This window comes from Bradyrhizobium sp. WSM4874 (genome assembly GCF_055811835.1).
In genome coordinates, this window is record NZ_JBVVPR010000001.1 from 337,434 (window position 1) to 358,443 (window position 21,010).

General features: G+C 62.8%; 13 protein-coding genes. 12 read left to right on the forward strand and 1 reads right to left on the reverse strand.

The features are described from left to right. The first annotated feature begins 14 nt into the window (after nucleotides 1-14). The 12 genes from AC0L3P_RS01630 to AC0L3P_RS01685 all read left to right on the forward strand — a co-directional run bounded on the left by AC0L3P_RS01630 (nucleotide 15) and on the right by AC0L3P_RS01685 (nucleotide 19,556). A complete protein-coding gene (locus tag AC0L3P_RS01630; protein ID WP_275168109.1) occupies nucleotides 15-1,283 on the forward strand; it encodes a class I SAM-dependent methyltransferase in 1,269 nt (422 codons plus the stop codon). Nucleotides 1,284-1,659: 376 nt separating this feature from the next. Further along, entirely contained in the window at nucleotides 1,660-1,851 is a 192-nt protein-coding gene (gene secE, locus AC0L3P_RS01635) for a preprotein translocase subunit SecE (protein WP_007602984.1), read from the forward strand. Continuing rightward, on the forward strand, nucleotides 1,851-2,405 hold the full coding sequence (gene nusG, locus AC0L3P_RS01640; protein ID WP_007602985.1) for a transcription termination/antitermination protein NusG: 555 nt from the start codon (nucleotides 1,851-1,853) through the stop codon (nucleotides 2,403-2,405). Before secE ends, nusG begins: the two co-directional genes overlap by 1 nt. Nucleotides 2,406-2,535: 130 nt before the next feature. Next, the gene (gene rplK / locus AC0L3P_RS01645) at nucleotides 2,536-2,964 is read left to right on the forward strand and encodes a 50S ribosomal protein L11 (RefSeq protein ID WP_007602986.1); all 429 of its coding nucleotides are present in this window, start codon (nucleotides 2,536-2,538) and stop codon (nucleotides 2,962-2,964) included. Between the two features lie 6 nt (nucleotides 2,965-2,970). Further along, nucleotides 2,971-3,663, forward strand: coding sequence for a 50S ribosomal protein L1 (gene rplA, locus AC0L3P_RS01650; RefSeq protein ID WP_007602988.1), 693 nt, complete (start codon nucleotides 2,971-2,973; stop codon nucleotides 3,661-3,663). Nucleotides 3,664-3,753: 90 nt separating this feature from the next. Further along, entirely contained in the window at nucleotides 3,754-4,701 is a 948-nt protein-coding gene (locus tag AC0L3P_RS01655) for a 2-hydroxyacid dehydrogenase (RefSeq protein ID WP_473300853.1), read from the forward strand. A 575-nt stretch (nucleotides 4,702-5,276) separates the two neighbouring features. Further along, nucleotides 5,277-5,795, forward strand: coding sequence for a 50S ribosomal protein L10 (gene rplJ / locus AC0L3P_RS01660; RefSeq protein WP_275168107.1), 519 nt, complete (start codon nucleotides 5,277-5,279; stop codon nucleotides 5,793-5,795). A 54-nt stretch (nucleotides 5,796-5,849) separates the two neighbouring features. Beyond that, nucleotides 5,850-6,227: a 50S ribosomal protein L7/L12 gene (gene rplL / locus AC0L3P_RS01665; RefSeq protein ID WP_007602994.1), complete on the forward strand. Its 378-nt coding sequence runs from the start codon at nucleotides 5,850-5,852 to the stop codon at nucleotides 6,225-6,227. A gap of 482 nt (nucleotides 6,228-6,709) precedes the next feature. Next, nucleotides 6,710-10,825, forward strand: a complete 4,116-nt coding sequence (gene rpoB, locus AC0L3P_RS01670; protein WP_007602996.1) for a DNA-directed RNA polymerase subunit beta — start codon at nucleotides 6,710-6,712, stop codon at nucleotides 10,823-10,825. A 128-nt stretch (nucleotides 10,826-10,953) separates the two neighbouring features. Next, complete coding sequence (rpoC, locus tag AC0L3P_RS01675) at nucleotides 10,954-15,150, forward strand: DNA-directed RNA polymerase subunit beta' (protein ID WP_275168106.1); 4,197 nt, start codon at nucleotides 10,954-10,956, stop codon at nucleotides 15,148-15,150. A 191-nt stretch (nucleotides 15,151-15,341) separates the two neighbouring features. Beyond that, complete coding sequence (locus AC0L3P_RS01680; protein ID WP_354058712.1) at nucleotides 15,342-17,402, forward strand: FAD-dependent oxidoreductase; 2,061 nt, start codon at nucleotides 15,342-15,344, stop codon at nucleotides 17,400-17,402. Between the two features lie 132 nt (nucleotides 17,403-17,534). Beyond that, on the forward strand, nucleotides 17,535-19,556 hold the full coding sequence (locus AC0L3P_RS01685; protein WP_473300854.1) for an ABC transporter ATP-binding protein: 2,022 nt from the start codon (nucleotides 17,535-17,537) through the stop codon (nucleotides 19,554-19,556). Here AC0L3P_RS01685 and AC0L3P_RS01690 read toward each other — a convergent pair. After that, entirely contained in the window at nucleotides 19,484-20,722 is a 1,239-nt protein-coding gene (locus tag AC0L3P_RS01690; RefSeq protein ID WP_473300855.1) for an FAD-dependent oxidoreductase, read from the reverse strand. The genes AC0L3P_RS01685 and AC0L3P_RS01690 overlap by 73 nt on opposite strands. Nucleotides 20,723-21,010 lie beyond the last annotated feature (288 nt).

Here is a 21,010-nt window from a genome sequence, read left to right on the forward strand (position 1 = left end):
CTTACGGTCCTACGATGAAAAACCTGTTCTACGTCCGTCATACCTGCCGCCTCTGTCATTCGGACAAGCAAGAGCTTGTCGTCCCGATGGCAGGCATGCCCATTGGCACGCCGAACTTCCAGGTGCCGGATGCAAGCGTCGACGATCCCGTCTTTCGGGCCGCGGTGCCGATGGCGCTGCACCTGTGCGCGGACTGCGGCCATCTGCAGATTCTCCACGTCGGCAATCCAGAGATCCAGTACCGAAACTACGTCTATACCACCTCGCTCTCGCTTGGCCTGCGGGAGCACTTCGCGGGCTACGCCAACGACGTCGTCAGCCGGTTCGCCATCGCGCCGGGCTCGCTGGTCGTCGAGCTCGGCAGCAACGACGGATCGCTGCTCGGTTTCTTTAAGGAGCGCGGCATGCGGGTGCTGGGTGTCGATCCCGCCGTCGACATCGCGCGGCGTGCGACGGAAGCGGGAATCGAGACTATCGGCGATTTCTTCACCGATGCCATCGGTCGCCGCATCCTGCAAAGCCATGGCGCGGCCAGCGTCGTAATCGCCAACAACATGATCGCCAATGTCGACAATCTAGACCCGCTGGTGATCGGGGTTCGCGACGTGCTTGCGCCGGACGGGCTGTTCGTTTTCGAAACGCAGTATTGCGTCGACGTCACCGAGAAGAACCTTCTCGACACCGTCTACCACGAGCATCTGTCGTATTTTAACATCAAGCCGCTGACACGCTTCTTCGCGCGGCTTGGCATGGAATTGATCGACGTCCAGCACATCGAGACCAAGGGCGGCTCGATCCGGGTGACGGTGCAGCGTACCGGCGGCGCGAAGAAGCCGTCCGCGGAGGTCGCCCGCTTCATCGCCGAGGAAGACCGGCTCGGCGTCGACCGGTCGGCCTACTATGTGCCCTATGCGAAGAGGATCGCCGCCATCCGCGACGAGCTGGTCGCGATGGCCGATGCCGCCCATGCGCGCGGCCAGCTCGTGGCCGGCTACGGCGTCTCGGTGGGGACCACGACCCTGCTGCCGCAGTTCGGCCTGGAGAACAAGATCGATTTCCTGGTGGACGACGACCCCAAGAAGGGGAACGTGATGGCCGGCCCTGGGTACGACATCCCGATACTGCCGCCCGCCGCCCTTTACGAGCGCAAGCCGGCGTTCGTCGTCGTCTTCGCCTGGCGCTATGTGGATCCGATCCGGGCCAAGCACGCCGGCTATTTCGCAGAGGGCGGAAAGTTCGTTGTGCCGTTGCCGGGCATTTCGACGATCGACCGGGCGGACTGACCTTGAGAGTCGCCAAAGGGGCGGCAGGTGAGGGGGCGCCGGTGGTGTCGTCCTGCAAGGAACCGGCTGCGGCCTTGGGACGGCGCATTGCAGGCGGCAGATAAGCCCTTGATCGGCCTGATCTCTGGTCGGTCGCCCGCGGAGGTCGTTTTGCGCGCGCAGGGCCGCCCTATCTTGACCTTTGGCCCCATCCGCAGTAGATACCGCGCACTCGCAGCCGGCCCGTTAGACGCGGATCTCCGGCGCGGCTTTGAAATCCCCGAACAATCGAGCCCGGTTTCCGGCTCATCCTTCGAGACAGAGGGCTGGGCCAACGGCGGCTGTTCGGATCCCTGAAATTCATTCGCGTCTGTCGACGGACGTTGGACATCAAACGATGGCAGTCAGCCCGTTCAAGTTCTTGCAGGAAGTCCGCTCGGAGACCGCCAAGGTCACCTGGCCGACCCGCCGCGAGACCACGATCACCACCATCATGGTGTTCGTGATGGTCGCCGTGGCCTCGATCTTCTTCTTCGCCGCCGACCAGATCATCCGCGTCCTCATCACCTTCCTTCTGGGCATTCACTGATGGCAACAGCAACGGCTCAATTGTCTGACAAGCGCTGGTACATCGTCCACGCCTATTCGAACTTCGAGAAGAAGGTCGCCGAATCGATCCGCGAGCAGGCCAAGCAGCGCGGGCTCGAGGAGCTGTTCGAGCTGGTGCTGGTTCCGACCGAGAAGGTCACGGAAGTGCGCCGCGGCCGCAAGATCGACGCTGAGCGTAAGTTCTTCCCGGGCTACGTGCTGGTGAAGATGAAGCTGACCGACGAGGCGTTTCATCTGATCAAGAATACGCCGAAGGTGACCGGCTTCCTCGGCGCGGAAAACAAGCCGATGCCGATTTCGGAAGCTGAGGCCATGCGCATTCTGCACCAGGTGCAGGAGGGCGTGGAGCGGCCGAAGGCGTCGGTGTCGTTCGAGATCGGCGAGAACGTGCGCGTGGCCGACGGCCCGTTTGCCTCGTTCTCGGGTGTGGTCGAGGAAATCGACGAGGCGCGCTCGCGCGTGAAGGTCGCGGTGTCGATCTTCGGCCGCGCCACGCCGGTCGAACTGGAATTCGGTCAGGTCGAGAAGGTCTGATCGCGTAGGCGTGAGACTTCGGTCTCGCGCAACAAGAGGCCGTGGGAGGGAGAGGGCGGTTGCCAGCCGCATCCGACCCAGACCACGAACCTGAAACCGCCGGCCCAGGCCGGCCCAACAGGAGTGATACATGGCAAAGAAAGTGACCGGATACCTGAAGCTTCAGGTCCCGGCCGGTGCGGCGAATCCTTCGCCCCCGATCGGTCCCGCGCTCGGTCAGCGCGGTCTCAACATCATGGAGTTCTGCAAGGCGTTCAACGCCCAGACCCAGAAGGAAGAGAAGAATACCCCGATTCCCGTCGTGATCACGATCTACGCCGATCGTTCATTCACGTTCGAGATGAAGACGCCGCCCATGTCCTTCTTCCTCAAGCAGGCTGCCAAAATCCAGTCCGGCTCCAAGGCGCCGGGCCGTGACAAGGCGGGTGCGGTGACCAAAGCGCAGGTGCGCGAGATCGCCGAGAAGAAGATGAAGGATCTCAATTGCGACTCGATCGAGTCGGCCATGAAGATGGTCGAGGGCTCTGCCCGTTCGATGGGTCTGGAAGTGGCGGGGTAAGGGCTCATGGCAATCGGAAAGCGTTTGAACAAAGCCCGCGAAGGTATTGATCGCGAAAAGCTTTACCCGCTCGCGGACGCCATCAAGATGGTCAAGGAACGCGCGAAAGCGAAGTTCGACGAGACCATCGAGGTCGCGATCAACCTCGGCGTCGATCCGCGTCACGCCGACCAGATGGTCCGCGGTGTCGTGACCCTGCCGAACGGCACTGGCCGTACGCTCCGCGTTGGCGTGTTCGCCCGCGGCGCCAAGGCCGACGAGGCCAAGGCCGCGGGTGCCGATGTCGTCGGCGCCGAGGACCTGGTCGAGAAGGTGCAGAACGGCACGATCGATTTCGACCGCTGTATCGCAACCCCCGACATGATGCCGCTGGTCGGCCGCCTTGGTAAGGTGCTCGGCCCGCGCGGCCTGATGCCGAACCCGAAGATCGGCACCGTGACCATGGACGTCACCGGTGCGGTGAAGGGTGCCAAGGGCGGCTCGGTCGAGTTCCGCGTCGAGAAGGCCGGCATCCTGCAGGCTGGTGTTGGCAAGGCCTCGTTCACCGAGGAAAAACTGGTCGAGAACATCAAGGCCCTGGCGGACGCTGTCTCCAAGGCCAAGCCGGCCGGTTCCAAGGGCACCTACATCCAGCGCGTTGCGGTGTCCTCGTCGATGGGCCCCGGCGTGAAGGTCGAGCCGGGCACCATTCTCGGCTAAGGTCTGGAAATGACATGAGGCGAGGGGCGGAATTGGGCAACCGATTCCGCCCCTCGTCATTTGTGACGGCGTTCACCGGAAACAAGAACAATGACTGACAAGGTCCTGATCTACTCGCGCTTTCCCAAGACGATGATGGCGCGCTTCGCCGAGCGGTTCGAGCTGCTCGACACCGCCGGCAAGCCGGCGCGCGAGGTGTTTTCGGCCGACGAACTCGGCGGCATCCGCGCGGTGCTCACCGCCGGCGGCACGCCACTTGGCGCGGAGGCGATGGACCTGTTTCCGAAGCTCGGCGCCATCGTCTGCTACGGCACTGGCTATGACGGTGTTGACCTGAAGGCCGCTGCTGCCCGCAACATCGCGGTCGGACATAGCCCGGGCGCCAATGCGGCCTCGGTCGCCGACATCGCGATGACCCTGATGCTCGCGGCGACGCGGCGAATCCTGGTGGCCGACCAGTACGTCCGAAGCGGCGATTGGGCCGCGTCAAAGCCCTCGCCGATGATGCGCCCGCAGGTGGGCATGCCGGGCCGCCGCATCGGCGTCTACGGCATGGGCGAGATCGGCCGCAAGATCGCGGCGCGTTGCGCATCCTTTGAGAGCGAGGTCGGCTATTTCAGCCGCAGCAAATACGATCTGCCCTATCAATATTTCCCGACGCTGGAGGCGCTCGCCGACTGGTGCAGCGTGTTGATGATTGCGGTCCGGGCAGGAGCCGAGACCCAGCATGCCGTCAGCGCCGATATCCTCAAGCGCCTCGGGGCGGACGGCTATGTCGTCAACATCTCCCGCGGCTCGGTGATCGACGAGAAAGCCCTAGTGGTGGCGCTCACCGAAAAGACCATCGCCGGCGCCGGTCTCGACGTCTACGACAAGGAGCCGCACGCCCCGGACGCGCTGACGGCGCTGCCCAACGTCGTATTCGCTCCCCATATCGGCGGCCACACGCTCGAATCGCACGTCGCCATGCAGAACTGCGTGCTGGCGAACCTGTCCGCGTTTTTCGAGGGCAGGCCGCTGCCTTACGGGGTCAAATGAGCCTGAATCGGCCCTTGTCGGCCGGGTCAAGCGCCTGCGGCAACGGATTGGAACTGGTGTGAATTTTGCTCTTGGCAAGCAGGCTCCGAGCGGTTAAAGAACCGCTTCCGGACGCACCGGCCTTGGCTGGCGCGTTCGTGCACGCATTCCGAAAACAAGCGATGGAGATCATTCCTTTTCAGGACGTCCGTGAGGATTGGCTGGAAAAGGAGGGAAATTCGTCGGGCGTGGGATGCGGGCAGAGGTCGGGCGGTTCGCCGGCTGACCTTGTCCTGTCCAAGACTGCAGGCGCCCGCGGGGAATTTCGATTTCTCAACGGCTTAATCGCATGGCCTGCATAGACGGGTGAAGACCGGATTTCACGTCGTGACCACCTTAGGGGCGGTTGCGGAATGGGTTTGGTTCGGACCTCGACACGCCGTGGGCTCTAACGCGCTCCCGGAGGGCAGGCTTTGAATTGTCGTCTTGCCCGGCGTGTCCGATGGGTTTTGCCCTGAGGTTCAGGTTTGGTGGGACGATGGGTGCAACCCGGCGGTCCCGCTTTCGCGATGACCGCCAACCGGAAAGAGCTTGCTGTGGAACGAGCGGCAAAAAAGGAAGCGGTCGAACAGCTCAATGGGGTCTTCAAGACCACGAGCGTCGCGGTCGTTGCCCAATATTCCGGCCTGACCGTTGCCCAGATGCAGAAGCTGCGCATGCAGATGAAGCAGGCTGGCGCCTCGGTGAAGGTCTCGAAGAACCGTCTCGCCAAAATTGCTCTTGAAGGCACTGACGTCGTTGCCATCGGCCCCATGCTGAAGGGACCGACCGTGATCGCCACTTCGGACGATCCGGTAGCGGCGCCAAAGGTCGCCATCGAATTCGCCAAGGCGAACGAAAAGTTCGTCATCATTGGCGGCTCGATGGGAAAGACCGTCCTGAATGTCGACGGCGTGAAGGCACTTGCCTCGCTGCCGTCGCTTGACGAACTGCGCGCCAAGATCGTCGGCCTGCTTGTGGCCCCGGCGACCAAGATCGCTCAGCTCGCCAACGCGCCCGCGGGCAAGCTCGCGCGCGTCATCCAGGCTTATGCCTCAAAGGGCGAAGCGGCCTGACGCCCTTCGCAAAACTCAAACCCGAACCAGACTTACATTCAAGGAAACTGAACAATGGCTGACCTGCAGAAGATCGTTGACGACCTCTCGAGCCTCACCGTGCTCGAAGCTGCCGAACTCGCGAAGCTCCTCGAAGAGAAGTGGGGCGTTTCGGCTGCCGCGGCTGTCGCCGTGGCCGGCCCGGCTGGTGGTGGCGCTGCCGCCGCTCCGGCCGAAGAGAAGACCGAGTTCACGGTCGTTCTTGCCGCCGCCGGCGACAAGAAGATCGAGGTCATCAAGGAAGTCCGCGCCATCACCGGCCTGGGCCTGAAGGAAGCAAAGGACCTCGTCGAGGGCGCGCCGAAGCCTGTCAAGGAAGGCGTGAACAAGGACGAAGCTGAGAAGCTCAAGGCCCAGCTCGAGAAGGCTGGCGCGAAGGTCGAGCTCAAGTAAGCATCGCTTACTGGCACGAGATCCCGGTGAGCATCATCGCAACCGGGATCTCGGTCCACTCCCCGAAAGGGTGGGCTAGATGCAAAAGGCGTGCGACGGAACCGCCCGACGCAAGCCGAACACGAAAAAGTGTGGGGATTTGAGGGTTTGTCCCTCGAATCTGCACTAATGTCGCCCCATATCGGGTCGGCAGCACGAAAGCGCGGTGGGCAGGGATACCGGATCCCCTGTAAGCCGTTGGGAGAGCAAGCTATTTCGGGCTTTTGCAGTCCGTGAAGAGGATGGTTGTGACGGGCGGGCGCGCTCCTGCGCCCCGCGCGTCGTTTTGCGTTTTGAAGGTCTGAAGAACAGATTCAGGGCATTCCTGCCTGAAACTGAGTCTCCGGCCCCCAAGACGGGTTCGAAAAATTCAACCCGGGGAGCGGCGGTCGCTGCGTTCCGGAGGGCGCGCCCAAATCGGGCGACGAAAATGAGAGGCCACGATGGCGCAGCAGACATTCACCGGTCGCAAACGCGTTCGCAAGTTCTTCGGACACATCAAGGAAGTGGCCGAGATGCCGAACCTCATCGAGGTTCAGAAGGCGTCCTATGACCAGTTCCTGATGGTCGACGAGCCCCAGGGCGGTCGGTCTGACGAGGGCTTGCAGGCGGTGTTCCGCTCGGTGTTCCCGATCTCCGACTTCTCGGGCACCTCGATGCTGGAATTCGTCCGCTACGAGTTCGAGCCGCCGAAATACGACGTCGACGAGTGCCGCCAGCGCGGTATGACTTTCGCGGCCCCCCTCAAGGTGACGCTGCGCCTCATCGTATTCGATATCGACGAGGAAACCGGCGCGAAGTCGGTCAAGGACATCAAGGAGCAGGACGTCTACATGGGCGACATCCCGCTCATGACGATGAACGGCACCTTCATCGTCAACGGCACCGAGCGCGTCATCGTCTCGCAGATGCACCGTTCGCCGGGCGTGTTCTTCGACCACGACAAGGGCAAGACCCATTCGTCGGGCAAGCTGCTGTTCGCCGCCCGCGTGATCCCGTATCGCGGCTCCTGGCTCGACATCGAGTTCGACGCCAAGGACATCGTCTATGCGCGTATCGATCGTCGCCGCAAGCTTCCGGTGACGTCGCTGATGTTCGCGCTCGGTCTCGACGGCGAGGCGATCCTCAGCACCTTCTACAAGAAGATCCAGTACAAGCGGATCAAGGAAGGCTGGCGCGTTCCGTTCGACGCCAATCGTTTCCGCGGCTACTCGACCATCAACGACCTGATCGACGCCGATACCGGCAAGGTCGTGCTCGAAGCCGGCAAGAAGCTCACCGTGCGCGGTGCGCGTCAGATGCAGGAGAAGGGGCTGAAGGCGCTGCGTCTGTCGGATGCGGAGCTCGTCGGCAACTACATCGCCGAGGACCTCGTCAATCCCAAGACCGGCGAGATCCACGCGGAAGCCGGTGAAGAGATCACCGACAAGTCGATGAAGGCTCTCAACGAGCAGGGCTACAAGGAACTGCCGCTGCTCGACATCGACCACGTCAATGTCGGCGCCTACATCCGCAACACGCTCTCGGCCGACAAGAACATGACGCGCGAGGACGCGCTGTTCGATATCTACCGCGTGATGCGTCCCGGCGAGCCGCCGACGCTGGATTCGGCGCAGGCGATGTTCCAGTCGCTGTTCTTCGACGCCGAGCGCTACGACCTCTCGGCGGTCGGCCGCGTCAAGATGAACATGCGCCTCGACCTCGATGCGCCCGACACCCAGCGCACGCTGCGCAAGGAAGACATCCTCTCCGTCATCAAGACACTGGTGGATTTGCGCGACGGCAAGGGCGAGATCGACGACATCGACCATCTCGGCAACCGCCGTGTGCGTTCGGTCGGCGAGCTCATGGAGAACCAGTACCGCATCGGCTTGCTCCGCATGGAGCGCGCGATCAAGGAGCGCATGTCTTCGGTCGACATCGACACGGTCATGCCGCAGGACCTGATCAACGCGAAGCCGGCGGCCGCCGCCGTGCGCGAGTTCTTCGGCTCCTCGCAGCTCTCGCAGTTCATGGACCAGACCAACCCGCTGTCGGAGATCACCCACAAGCGCCGCCTCTCGGCACTTGGACCGGGCGGTCTGACCCGCGAGCGCGCCGGCTTCGAGGTGCGCGACGTGCATCCGACGCATTATGGCCGTATCTGCCCGATCGAGACGCCGGAAGGTCCGAACATCGGCCTGATCAACTCGCTCGCGACCTTCGCGCGCGTGAACAAATACGGCTTCGTCGAGACCCCTTATCGTAAGGTCAAGGACGGCCGCGTCACCGACGAGGTCGTGTACCTCTCGGCGATGGAAGAGGGCCGCTACACGGTCGCGCAGGCCAACGTGCCGCTCGATCCGAAGGGCCGCTTCACGGAAGATCTCGTGGTCTGCCGTCACGCTGGCGAAGTCTTGCCGGTGACCCCGGACAAGGTCGACTACATGGACGTGTCGCCGAAGCAGCTCGTTTCGGTCGCAGCCGCGTTGATCCCGTTCCTCGAGAACGACGACGCCAACCGCGCGCTGATGGGCTCGAACATGCAGCGCCAGGCGGTGCCGCTGGTTCGCGCCGAGGCGCCGTTCGTCGGCACTGGCATGGAAGGCGTGGTTGCGCGTGACTCGGGTGCTGCGATCGCAGCGCGCCGTTCGGGCGTGATCGACCAGATCGACGCAACCCGCGTCGTCATCCGCGCCACGGAAGATCTCGATCCGACCAAGTCGGGCGTCGATATCTACCGGCTGATGAAGTACCAGCGCTCCAACCAGTCGACCTGCATCAACCAGCGTCCGCTGGTGAAGGTCGGCGACATCGTCAAGAAGGGCGACATCATCGCCGACGGTCCGTCGACCGATCTCGGCGAGCTCGCGCTCGGCCGCAACGTGCTCGTCGCGTTCATGCCGTGGAACGGCTACAACTTCGAAGACTCGATCCTGCTCTCCGAGCGGATCGTGAAGGAAGACGTGTTTACCTCAATTCATATCGAAGAATTCGAGGTGATGGCCCGCGACACCAAGCTCGGACCCGAGGAAATCACCCGCGACATTCCGAACGTCTCGGAAGAAGCGCTGAAGAACCTCGACGAAGCCGGCATCGTGTACATCGGTGCGGAAGTGCGCGCCGGCGACATCCTGGTCGGCAAGATCACGCCGAAGGGCGAAAGCCCGATGACGCCGGAGGAAAAGCTCCTGCGTGCCATCTTCGGCGAGAAGGCCTCCGACGTCCGCGACACCTCGCTGCGCGTTCCTCCGGGCGTGCAGGGCACCATCGTCGAAGTGCGCGTGTTCAACCGGCACGGCGTCGACAAGGACGAGCGTGCGCTGGCGATCGAGCGGGAAGAGATCGAGCGTCTGGCCAAGGACCGCGACGACGAGCAGGCGATCCTGGACCGCAACGTCTATAACCGTCTTGCCGAGCTGCTCGAAGGACGGCAGGGCATCGCCGGTCCGAAGGGCTTCAAGAAGGACACCAAGATCACCCGTGCGGTGCTCGAGGAGTACCCGAAGTCGCAGTGGTGGCTGTTCGCTTCGCCGAACGACAAGCTGATGGCCGAGATCGAGGCCATGCGGAAGCAGTACGACGAGTCGAAGAAGGGGCTGGAACAGCGCTTCCTTGACAAGGTCGAAAAGCTGCAGCGCGGTGACGAATTGCCGCCCGGCGTGATGAAGATGGTCAAGGTCTTCGTCGCGGTGAAGCGCAAGATCCAGCCCGGCGACAAGATGGCCGGCCGCCACGGCAACAAGGGCGTGGTGTCGAAGATCGTGCCGATCGAGGACATGCCGTTCCTCGAAGACGGTACGCATGCCGACATCGTGCTTAATCCGCTGGGCGTGCCCTCGCGCATGAACGTCGGACAGATCCTCGAGACGCATCTCGGCTGGGCCTGCGCCGGCCTCGGCAAGCGTATCGGCCAGACGGTCGATGCCTATTTGTCGAAGCAGGACATCAGGCCGCTGAAGGAAACCTTGAAGAAGGTCTACGGCGAGGACGAGACGATCAAGTCGCTCAACGACAACGAGTTGATCGAGCTCGGCCACAATCTGAGCCGCGGCGTTCCGATCGCGACGCCGGTGTTCGACGGCGCCAAGGAAGCCGACATCGAGGAGATGCTGAAGCTTGCCGGTCTCGACGCTTCGGGTCAGTCGACCGTCTATGACGGCCGTACCGGAGATGCCTTCGATCGCAAGGTGACGGTGGGCTACATCTATATGCTCAAGCTGCACCATCTCGTCGACGACAAGATCCACGCGCGTTCGATCGGTCCGTACTCGCTCGTTACCCAGCAGCCGCTGGGCGGCAAGGCGCAGTTCGGCGGCCAGCGCTTCGGCGAAATGGAAGTGTGGGCGCTCGAGGCTTACGGCGCGGCGTACACGCTCCAGGAGATGCTGACCGTGAAGTCGGACGACGTCGCCGGCCGTACCAAGGTGTACGAGGCGATCGTGCGTGGCGACGACACCTTCGAGGCCGGTATTCCGGAATCGTTCAACGTGCTGGTCAAGGAAATGCGCTCGCTCGGCCTCAACGTCGACCTGCACAATTCCAAGGTCGGACCGGGGACGGCGGAAGCGGCCGAGTAATACGACCCTCATGCCCGGCCTGAACGGCCGGGCATCGGCGCCCAGTCCTGGAGTCGCGAGGGCAGGGCGCCCCGCATAGTGATTTTCGAATTTGCTGCCGGAGGCGACCGGCACGCGAGGAGAAGACGATGAACCAAGAAATTATGAATCTCTTTAATCCGACGACGCCGGCTCAGGTCTTCGACCAGATCCGGATCTCGATCGCGAGCCCCGAGAAGATTCTGTCCTGGTCGTACGGCGAGATCAAGAAGCCGGAAACCATCAACTACCGGACCTTCAAGCCCGAGCGCGACGGCCTGTTCTGCGCCCGCATCTTCGGGCCGATCAAGGACTACGAGTGCTTGTGCGGCAAGTACAAGCGCATGAAGTACAAGGGCATCATCTGCGAGAAGTGCTCGGTCGAGGTCACGCTGTCGCGCGTCCGGCGCGAGCGCATGGGCCATATCGAGCTCGCAGCCCCCGTCGCCCACATCTGGTTCCTGAAGTCGCTGCCCTCGCGCATCGGCCTCCTGCTCGACATGACGTTGAAGGATCTCGAGCGGATCCTCTACTTCGAATATTACGTAGTGCTTGAGCCGGGCCTCACCGCGCTGAAGGACCGTCAGCTCTTGTCGGAAGACGAGTATCTGAAGGCGCAGGACGAATACGGCCAGGATTCCTTCACCGCCATGATCGGCGCGGAAGCGATCCGCGAGCTGCTCAAGGGCATGGACCTCGAGAAGCTTGAGCTGACCTTGCGCGCGGAGATGCAGGAGACCGACTCCGACATCAAGCACAAGAAGCTCGCCAAGCGCCTGAAGATCGTGGAAGCGTTCCGCCACTCCGGCAACAAGCCGGAATGGATGATCATGACCGTGGTCCCGGTGATTCCGCCGGACCTGCGTCCGCTGGTGCCGCTGGACGGCGGCCGCTTCGCGACCTCGGACCTCAACGACCTCTACCGCCGCGTCATCAACCGCAACAACCGCTTGAAGCGGCTGATGGAGCTGCGCGCGCCGGACATCATCATCCGCAACGAGAAGCGCATGCTTCAGGAGGCCGTCGACGCGCTGTTCGACAACGGCCGCCGTGGCCGCGTCATCACGGGCGCCAACAAGCGCCCGCTGAAGTCGCTCGCCGACATGCTCAAGGGCAAGCAGGGCCGGTTCCGTCAGAACCTGCTCGGCAAGCGCGTCGACTATTCGGGCCGTTCGGTGATCGTGGTCGGTCCCGAGCTGCGCCTGCATCAGTGCGGCCTGCCGAAGAAGATGGCGCTCGAGCTGTTCAAGCCGTTCATCTACTCGCGGCTTGACGCCAAGGGCCTGTCCACCACCGTGAAGCAGGCGAAGAAGCTGGTCGAGAAGGAGCGGCCCGAGGTCTGGGACATCCTGGACGAGGTCATCCGCGAGCATCCGGTGCTGCTCAACCGCGCACCGACGCTGCATCGCCTCGGCATCCAGGCGTTCGAGCCCGTGCTGATCGAGGGCAAGGCGATCCAGCTCCACCCGCTGGTCTGCGCCGCGTTCAACGCCGACTTCGACGGCGACCAGATGGCCGTGCACGTTCCGCTGTCGCTTGAAGCGCAGCTGGAAGCGCGCGTCCTGATGATGTCGACCAACAACATCCTGCATCCGGCCAACGGCCAGCCGATCATCGTGCCGTCGCAGGACATCGTGCTCGGTCTCTACTACGTCTCCATCATGCGCGAAGGCCTGCCCGGCGAGGGCAAGATCTTCGGCGAGATGGCGGAACTCGAGCACGCGCTGCACGCGAAGGTCATCCACCTCCACACCAAGATCAAGTACCGGTGGGAAGGCATCGACGATACCGGCAAGATCTCCAAGCGCTGGATCGAGACCACTGCTGGCCGCGTCATGCTGGGCAATCTGCTGCCGAAGAACCCGCGTGTTCCGTACGAGATCATCAACAAGCTGATGACCAAGCGCGAGATCTCCGGCGTTATCGACCAGGTCTACCGTCACTGCGGTCAGAAGGAGACGGTGATCTTCTGCGACCGCATCATGGCGCTCGGCTTCTACAACGCGTTCAAGGCCGGCATCTCGTTCGGCAAGGACGACATGGTCGTTCCGCACTCCAAGTGGAAGATTGTCGACACCACCCGTACGCTGGCGAAGGATTTCGAGCAGCAGTACAACGACGGTCTGATCACCCATGGCGAGAAGTACAACAAGGTCGTCGACGCCTGGTCGAAGGCCACGGAAGAAATCGCCAAGGCGATGATGAAGGAGATCTCCTCGACCAAGAAGACGGCGAGCGGGGCGGATGCCGACATCAACTCGATCTACATGATGGCTCACTCCGGTGCCCGCGGTTCGCCGGCCCAGATGCGCCAGCTCGCCGGCATGCGCGGCCTGATGGCCAAGCCGTCGGGTGAGATCATCGAGACGCCGATCATCTCGAACTTCAAGGAAGGCCTCTCGGTGCTCGAGTACTTCAACTCGACCCACGGCGCCCGCAAGGGCCTCGCGGACACCGCGTTGAAGACCGCGAACTCCGGCTACCTGACCCGTCGTCTGGTCGACGTCGCGCAGGATTGCATCATCACGCAGGACGATTGCGGCACCAAGCTCGGTATCAAGATGCGCGCCATCGTCGATGCCGGCACCGTGGTCGCTTCGCTTGGCTCGCGCATCCTCGGACGCACGGCCTGCGAAGACGTGCGTGACAGCACCGGCAAGGTGATCTTCAAGCGCGGTACGCTGATGGAAGAGAGCCATCTGGATGCCATCCAGCAGGGCGGCGTCCAGGAGGTGAAGATTCGCTCGGCGCTGACCTGCGAGCTCGTCAACGGCATCTGCGGCAAGTGCTACGGCCGCGATCTCGCTCGCGGCACGCCGGTCAACCACGGCGAAGCGGTCGGGGTCATTGCGGCCCAGTCGATCGGCGAGCCGGGCACCCAGCTCACCATGCGCACCTTCCACATCGGCGGTGCGGCGCAGCTGAACGAGCAATCTTTCGTCGAATCCAACTTCGACGGCAAGATCGTGATCAGGAACAAGGCCATCGCCCGCAACAGCGAAGGCCACCTGGTCGCGATGGTTCGCAACATGGTGATCGCGATCGTCGATGCCGACGGCACCGAGCGTGCGACGCACCGTATTCAGTACGGTTCGCGCCTGCACGTCGACGAGGGCGACATGGTCAAGCGTGGCCAGCGTATCGTCGAATGGGATCCCTACACCCGTCCGCTCCTCACCGAGGTCGAAGGCACCATCGGCTTCGAGGATCTGGTCGAGGGACAGTCGATCTCGGAAACGCTCGACGAGGCCACCGGTATTGCCAAGCGCGTGGTCATCGACTGGCGCTCGATGCGCGGCGGCGGGGACCTGCGTCCCGCCATCGTGATCAAGGGCAAGGACGGCAAGGTGCTCAAGCTCGCCCGTGGCGGCGATGCCCGCTACATGCTGTCGGTCGACGGCATTCTGTCGGTCGATGTCGGAGCCAAGGTCCAGGCGGGCGACATTCTCGCCCGTGTCTCGACCGAAAGCGCCAAGACACGCGACATCACCGGCGGTCTGCCGCGGGTGGCGGAACTGTTCGAGGCTCGGCGTCCGAAGGATGCGGCGATCATCGCCGAAATCGCGGGCACCATCCGGTTTGGGCGCGACTACAAGAACAAGCGTCGCATCTCGATCGAGCCGATGGACAAGACCGACGAGCCGCGCGAGTACCTGATCCCGAAGGGCAAGCACATCCACCTTCAGGACGGCGACGTCGTCGAAAAGGGTGACTTCATCGTGGAAGGCAACCCGGCGCCGCACGACATTCTGGCGGTCAAGGGCATCGAGGAACTCGCGGCCTATCTGGTCAACGAGATCCAGGAGGTCTACCGGCTCCAGGGCGTGCTCATTAACGACAAGCACATCGAGGTGATCGTCCGTCAGATGCTCCAGAAGGTGGAAGTCACCGACCAGGGCGATACGGACATGATCTCGGGCGAGCAGATCGACAAGATCGAGTTCGACCAGATCAACGCGAAGGCCAAGGAAGAGGGCAAGAAGATCGCCACGGGGACGCCGGTTCTGCTCGGCATCACCAAGGCGAGCCTTCAGACCCGCTCCTTCTTCTCGGCGGCCTCGTTCCAGGAGACCACCCGCGTCCTCACGGAAGCGGCGGTCAACGGCAAGGTCGATCCGCTCGAAGGCCTCAAGGAGAACGTCATCGTCGGCCGGCTGATCCCGGCAGGCACCGGCGCCTCCATGGCGAAGATCCGCGAAGTCGCGGTGAAGCGCGACAAGATGATCCTCGACGAGCGCGAGAAGCAGGCGGCGGTCGTGCCGCCCGCGCCGGAAGTGGAGCCGATGGCGCTGCCACCTGCGGAATAATCGTTCATCCGTAGGAATACCGAGGACACTGGAAAGGCCGGCGCAAGCCGGCCTTTTTGCTGCTTTGTTTCCCTGTTGCGGTGCAGGATCAACCTTTGTTCATCTTTCCTTCAGGCACAAAAGCGCTTCTGCTAGGAGAGCTTAGACCGGTGGTCCCGTGAAGGGGGCGGGCCGGAGACCACGGAATTCTCATGCTTGATCTCGCAATCGTAGGCGGCGGCCCCGGCGGGCTGATGAGCGCTTGGTATTTGAAGCGCAAGCTCGGCGACCTCTGCCGCGTCACCATCTACGAGGCGTCCGACCGGCTCGGCGGCAAGATCGTCACGCGCAAGTTCGATTCCGCGCCCGCGATGTACGAGGCCGGCGTTGCCGAGATCTACGATTACTCGATGACCGGGCCGGATCCGTTGCGCGAGCTGATCCAGCATTTCGGCCTGCAGACCATTCCGATGGATGCCGAGCAGGTCCAGTTCGGCGGCGAGCTCCTCAACGACGTCGCGGGCATGCGCCGCAAATACGGTGCCAAGACCGCGGCCGCGATCGAGGCGTTCCGTAACCGTTGCGCCGAGACGATGACACCGATCGAGTATTACGAGGGCGTCGGCGCGCACGACAACGAGAATCCCTGGGCCTACAAGACCGCCGAGCAGGTGCTCGACGAGGAGGTCGAGGACGAGACCGCAAAGCGATTCTTCAAGGTGATGGCGCGCTCGGACCTCGCGACCGAGAGCCACAACACCAACGGGCTCAACGCGCTCAAGAACTACCTGATGGATGTCGACGGCTATATCGGCCTCTATTCCATCCAGAACGGCAACGAGCAACTCATCGAGTGCCTCCAGTCGGAGGTCAATGCCGACATTCAGCTCAATCACCGAATCCTCACGGTCGGCAAGGCGACGACCGGCCGCTATCAGCTCAAGATGATGAACGGCAAGGGGCCGGAGACGCGCGACTTCGACCTTGTGCTGGTCTGTCTGCCGCATTCCTGGCTCGGGACCGTCGGCTGGGAGGGCGAACAGCTCCGCAAGTCGATGGTCAAGCACGTCTCGTACTTCGACCGTCCCGCGCACTATTTGCGTGTCTCGATCCTGTTCGACACGCCGTTCTGGGGCGACAAGATCGCCGGCGCCTGGTTCATGTCGGAAGCCTTTGGCGGTTGCTGCGTCTATAACGAGGGCGCGCGCCATGATGTGGGCAAGCACGGCGTGCTGAACTGGCTAATTCCGGGCTCCGACGCGCTGGCCTTTGCGAATCTCTCCGACCAGGAACTGATCGATGCCGCGCTGAAATCGCTGCCGGCATCGCTCGGCGATGCACGCGCGCATTTTATGGAAGGCAAGATCCACCGCTGGCTGTCGTCGGTGAACGCGATTCCAGGCGGCTTGCCCGTGCGCGACGTCATGACCAATCACCGCCCCGAGCCGAAGGAACATCCCGGAATCGTGGTGGTCGGCGACTATCTGTTCGACTCGACGCTGAACGGCCTGCTCGATTCCTCGGACGCGGCGACCGACATCATCTTGACCGAGATGATGCGCCTGCGCCGCGAACGTTCGCAGGACGACAAGCCGCTCTCGGACAAGATCGATCGCGACTATTTTGACAATTATCGCGGGCAGGGTCCTTACAGCGAAGCGTGGCAACACTTCACGGATCCCGACTATCTCACAAAACTGATCGGCATCGTCTGGGGCAAAGCCAAAGGCACGAAGCTCTTGATCGCGGGCTCGGCCAGCGGCGAGCTGGTCGGCGCGCTGCGCGATCGCGGCATCGATGCCTGGGGGATCGAGAACAACCGCGCCATTCACGCCAGAACGCCGAAGGCGCTGAAGAAGTACAACAAGCTGGGTTCGATCACCGACATGCCGTTCAAGGACGGTGCGTTCGACTTCGTGTTCGAGACCAGCCTCTGCCATCTTTCCCCGAAGCAGGTGGTCCGTGCGATTAGGGAGCTGAACCGCGTGGTCAAGACCGGCCTCGTGTTCGGCTCGGTCACCTCGGACATGGCGCCGGCACTGATCGACCGCTACGACCTTCTGCGCGGGGTCAAGAAGCTCGGCACCTGGTGGGAATGGTCCGAACTGTTCTTCGGCAACGGCTTCGACCTGTCGATGCACCGCAAGGACTGCACCGACGCGCTCTGGGAGGCGACGCTCGCCGCCAACAAGGGCCCGGGGCAGTGGTACGCCGACGCCGATTCCTTGCGCTATTCCTTTTTCGACAAGGTCGAGGACGAGGAAGACGACTAGCCGCCTGAAGCGGGCGCCTTCGCCAATTGTTTTGCCGAATTCATCTTGATCGCATAGAATCGATGCAATAGCGGTTGCCGCTATCTCCTGCTTTCTCTGCGGTCATGCCGGCCGTCAGCATCGGTTGGTTTCATGGCGTCCAAGCCCCTCCCGCCCGACAAACAGAAGCTCGCCGCGGAAGAGGCGGCCGAGCTCGACGACAAGCTCGTCCCTACCGCCAAGTCGGACCTCGAAGACGAGGAGGACGATGAAGACGAGGAGGATGGCGGGCTGGAGCTCGATGACGACGATGAGGACGAGGACCTCGTCGTCTTTACCGCGCGCGAGGCCGCCGGCGCGCTCGCGACCATCCTGGGTTTCGTCAAACCCTTCCTGGTCAACTACAAGCAGATGCTGTCGTTCGTGGCGTTCGGCGTCTTCGTCGAGACGCTATTCAACGTCATCATGCCGCTCAGCCTGAAGTACCTGATCGACGACGCGCTCGGCGAGGAGGATTTCCAGGCGCTGTACAAGATCCTCGGCGTGCTCGCGGTCGCAGGCATCTTCACCTCGATCGTCGCGGTCTGGTACGAACGCTGGGATGCACGGCTTGCGGCCTGCATTATCTCCGATGTCCGCAAACGGCTGTTCGAGCACGTCCAGGATCTGCCGGCGGCCTATTTCGGCCGCACCAAGCGCGGCGAGATCCTGTCGCGCTTCTCGGTCGATCTCGCGGCCTTCGAGGGCTCGGTCAAGACCTTCGCCAACAGCGCGGCACTGCCGTTCCTGGAGTTGATTGCGGGCATCATCCTGATGGTGTTCCTGAACTGGCAGCTCGCGGTGGTTGCGCTGCTGGTGTTTCCGATCACGCTGATCGGTCCCCGCATACTCACGCCGAAGGCTGTTCAGGCCAATTACGAGCAGAAGCTCAATGAGTCCGCGCTGCTCGGCATGGTGCAGGAGAACGTGGCAGCCCAGGCCGTGATCAAGGCGTTCAGCCTGCAACGCAGGATGTTCGGCTTCTTCACCTTTCGCAACGACGAGACGCGAAACAGGATGGCCTCGGCGACGTTCCTGTCGACCATGGTGGAGCGGACGGTCACGATCTCGGTGCTGCTCCTGCATCTCGTCGTGCTCGCGATCGGAGCGTATCTGGCGACGAAGGGGCAGATCACCATCGGCACCTTCGTCACCTTCGAGAGCGCGTTCTGGGAGGTGTCCTACAACATCGCCCATGTGATGCATTTCATCCCCGTGTCGATCTCCTCGGCAGCCGCGATTCGTCACATGCAGGAGCTGCTCGACGAGCCCACGCGCAGCGCCGATCGTGCCGGCGCGCCCGATCTGCCCCGCATCACCAACGACATCACCTTCGACCACGTGACGTTCCAGTACGAAGGCAGTCAGACGCCGGTGCTGGACAATCTCAGCCTGAAGCTCAATGTCGGCAAGCGCATTGCCATCGTCGGTCCCTCGGGTTCCGGCAAGAGCACGCTGCTGAATCTGATCCTGCGGCTCTATGTGCCGGACGAGGGGCGCGTCACCATCGACGGCGTCGACGTCCGCAAGGTAACGCTGGATTCGCTGCGCCGGAGCATGGCGGTGGTGTTCCAGGAGAACATGCTGTTCAACATGTCGATCCGAGAGAACATCCGGCTCGGCAAAGAGGGCGCGACCGACGAGGAGGTGGAGGAGGCGGCCAAGAAGGCCGAGATCCACCGCTACATCATGAGCCTGCCGCAGCGATACGACACGCCGGTGGGCGAGCGCGGCGATACCTTGTCGGGCGGCCAGCGCCAGCGCATCGCGATCGCGCGCGCGGTCATCCGTAATCCCTCGGTGCTGCTGCTGGACGAAGCCACTTCGGCGCTCGACCAGACCACGGAAGCCGCGATCAACCGCACGCTGCTGAAGGTTGCCAAGGGGCGCACCATGATCTGGTCGACCCACCGACTGACCTCGGTGGTCGAGATGGACGAGATCATCGTGATTTCAGGGGGCAGGGCGATCGAGCGCGGCTCGCATGCCGAGTTGCTCGCCAAGAACGGCACCTATCGCAAGCTGTGGAACGACCAGATCCACCAACCTCATGGCGCGCCGGCTCACGTCGACGAGGACAGCGACGATGACGAAGAGGATGATGACGACCTCGACGAGGACGATGAGGAGGAGTGACCGAGGAAGTTCGGCTCCAGATGGACGGCTCCTCCAAGCGGCCGCAATAGCCCCTGAACCGACCAGGCAATGAAGCGTGCCCAGCGCTGCGCCGCCCAATAGGGGCTCGTCGCAATCGAGACCGAGCGGAAGTCGAACGCCTTCGCCGCCGACCAATCGTCGCACGCCCGCTTGACCGGATCTGCGTAGAAGGCGGCGATCTTGCTTGTATCCATCCCGTCGGAAGCCAGCCACTGCGGGATGTAAACGTTGCAGAGCCGCTCGATGTCGGTGAACACCTTGTCGCAACCGGTGCCGGCGGCGGGGCAGGAGGTCGAGAAGGCATCGCCAACCAGCACGAGGCCGGGTTGGCCGCTTGCATCGTTCACATAGAGATCGACCGGGCGGATTTTCAGCTCACCGGGAATGTCGAATGGTCCGGTGATGCGCTTGAGCCGTGGCAGCGCGGCGTTCAGCGTCTCGGCGGGCGCGCGGCGCAGCTCCCGCAGCCAGGGATCGTCGAAGCTGCGATAGACGAACAGATTGGCGCGCATCCGCGTTCCGATCGGAAACAGCGTGAGGTAGGGGATGCGGTCGCTCGGCCGTTCCGAGAAATAGGTCAGCGCCGGGAAGTCGAACGAGGCCCGTCCTGCGGGCACCACGTCGAACCCGATCGAAATCGAATGGCAGGGACTAACGATCTTTCGCGCGATTCCCAGCTGGTGGCGCAGGCCGACGTTGAGTCCATTGGCGAGCACGACCAGCCGGGCGGAGACCATCTCGTCGCTGGAGAGAGTGACCTTCTGCCGCTCCGCACTTGTTTCGACCGAGACGGCCTTGGCGCAGATGCGCTCGACGCCGGCGGGAATTTCGTCGCGGACAGCGCTGACGAGGGAATCGTAGGGGATGTTGAACTGCCGGCTTGGCGCCTTGTCGAGAAGACGGCCGAAGCGCGCGATCCAGTTCCCACCCACAAAGGTCGCGCGGCGCAGCACCGATTCGGCGATTCCCGTCTGAAGGAATCGCCCGACCTGCACGTGACCGCTGAGTTTTTCGACTCGAAAATCCGCCGAATAGCTCTCCTGCGGATCGATCAGGATGGTCGAAATGCCGCTACGGCCGAGCATCGCGGCGGCGGTAGAGCCGGACAATCCCCCGCCGATAATGGCAATGTCGGTGTACCGCATGGCGCCAATCTCTGCCCAAGGCGGCACATTGACGCTCCAACAGGAAAGAAAGCCTTAGCCAACGGTTATAAAAGTATATTTAACCCGGGTATAAATAGGATTCGAGGTGGCGGAGCGCTCTCCTCATTTCCATATCGGGAAGGCGCAGCGAGCGACCCAGGAAGCAATTTCGACAGGCGCGGGAAGCGCTTCTGACTGACGTTTCGCCTTGACTTGACCGACTCCCACTTATAGAACCCCCTCACTTAACGACAGGCGGTGAGCATCGCCAACGTCGGAACGGGCCAC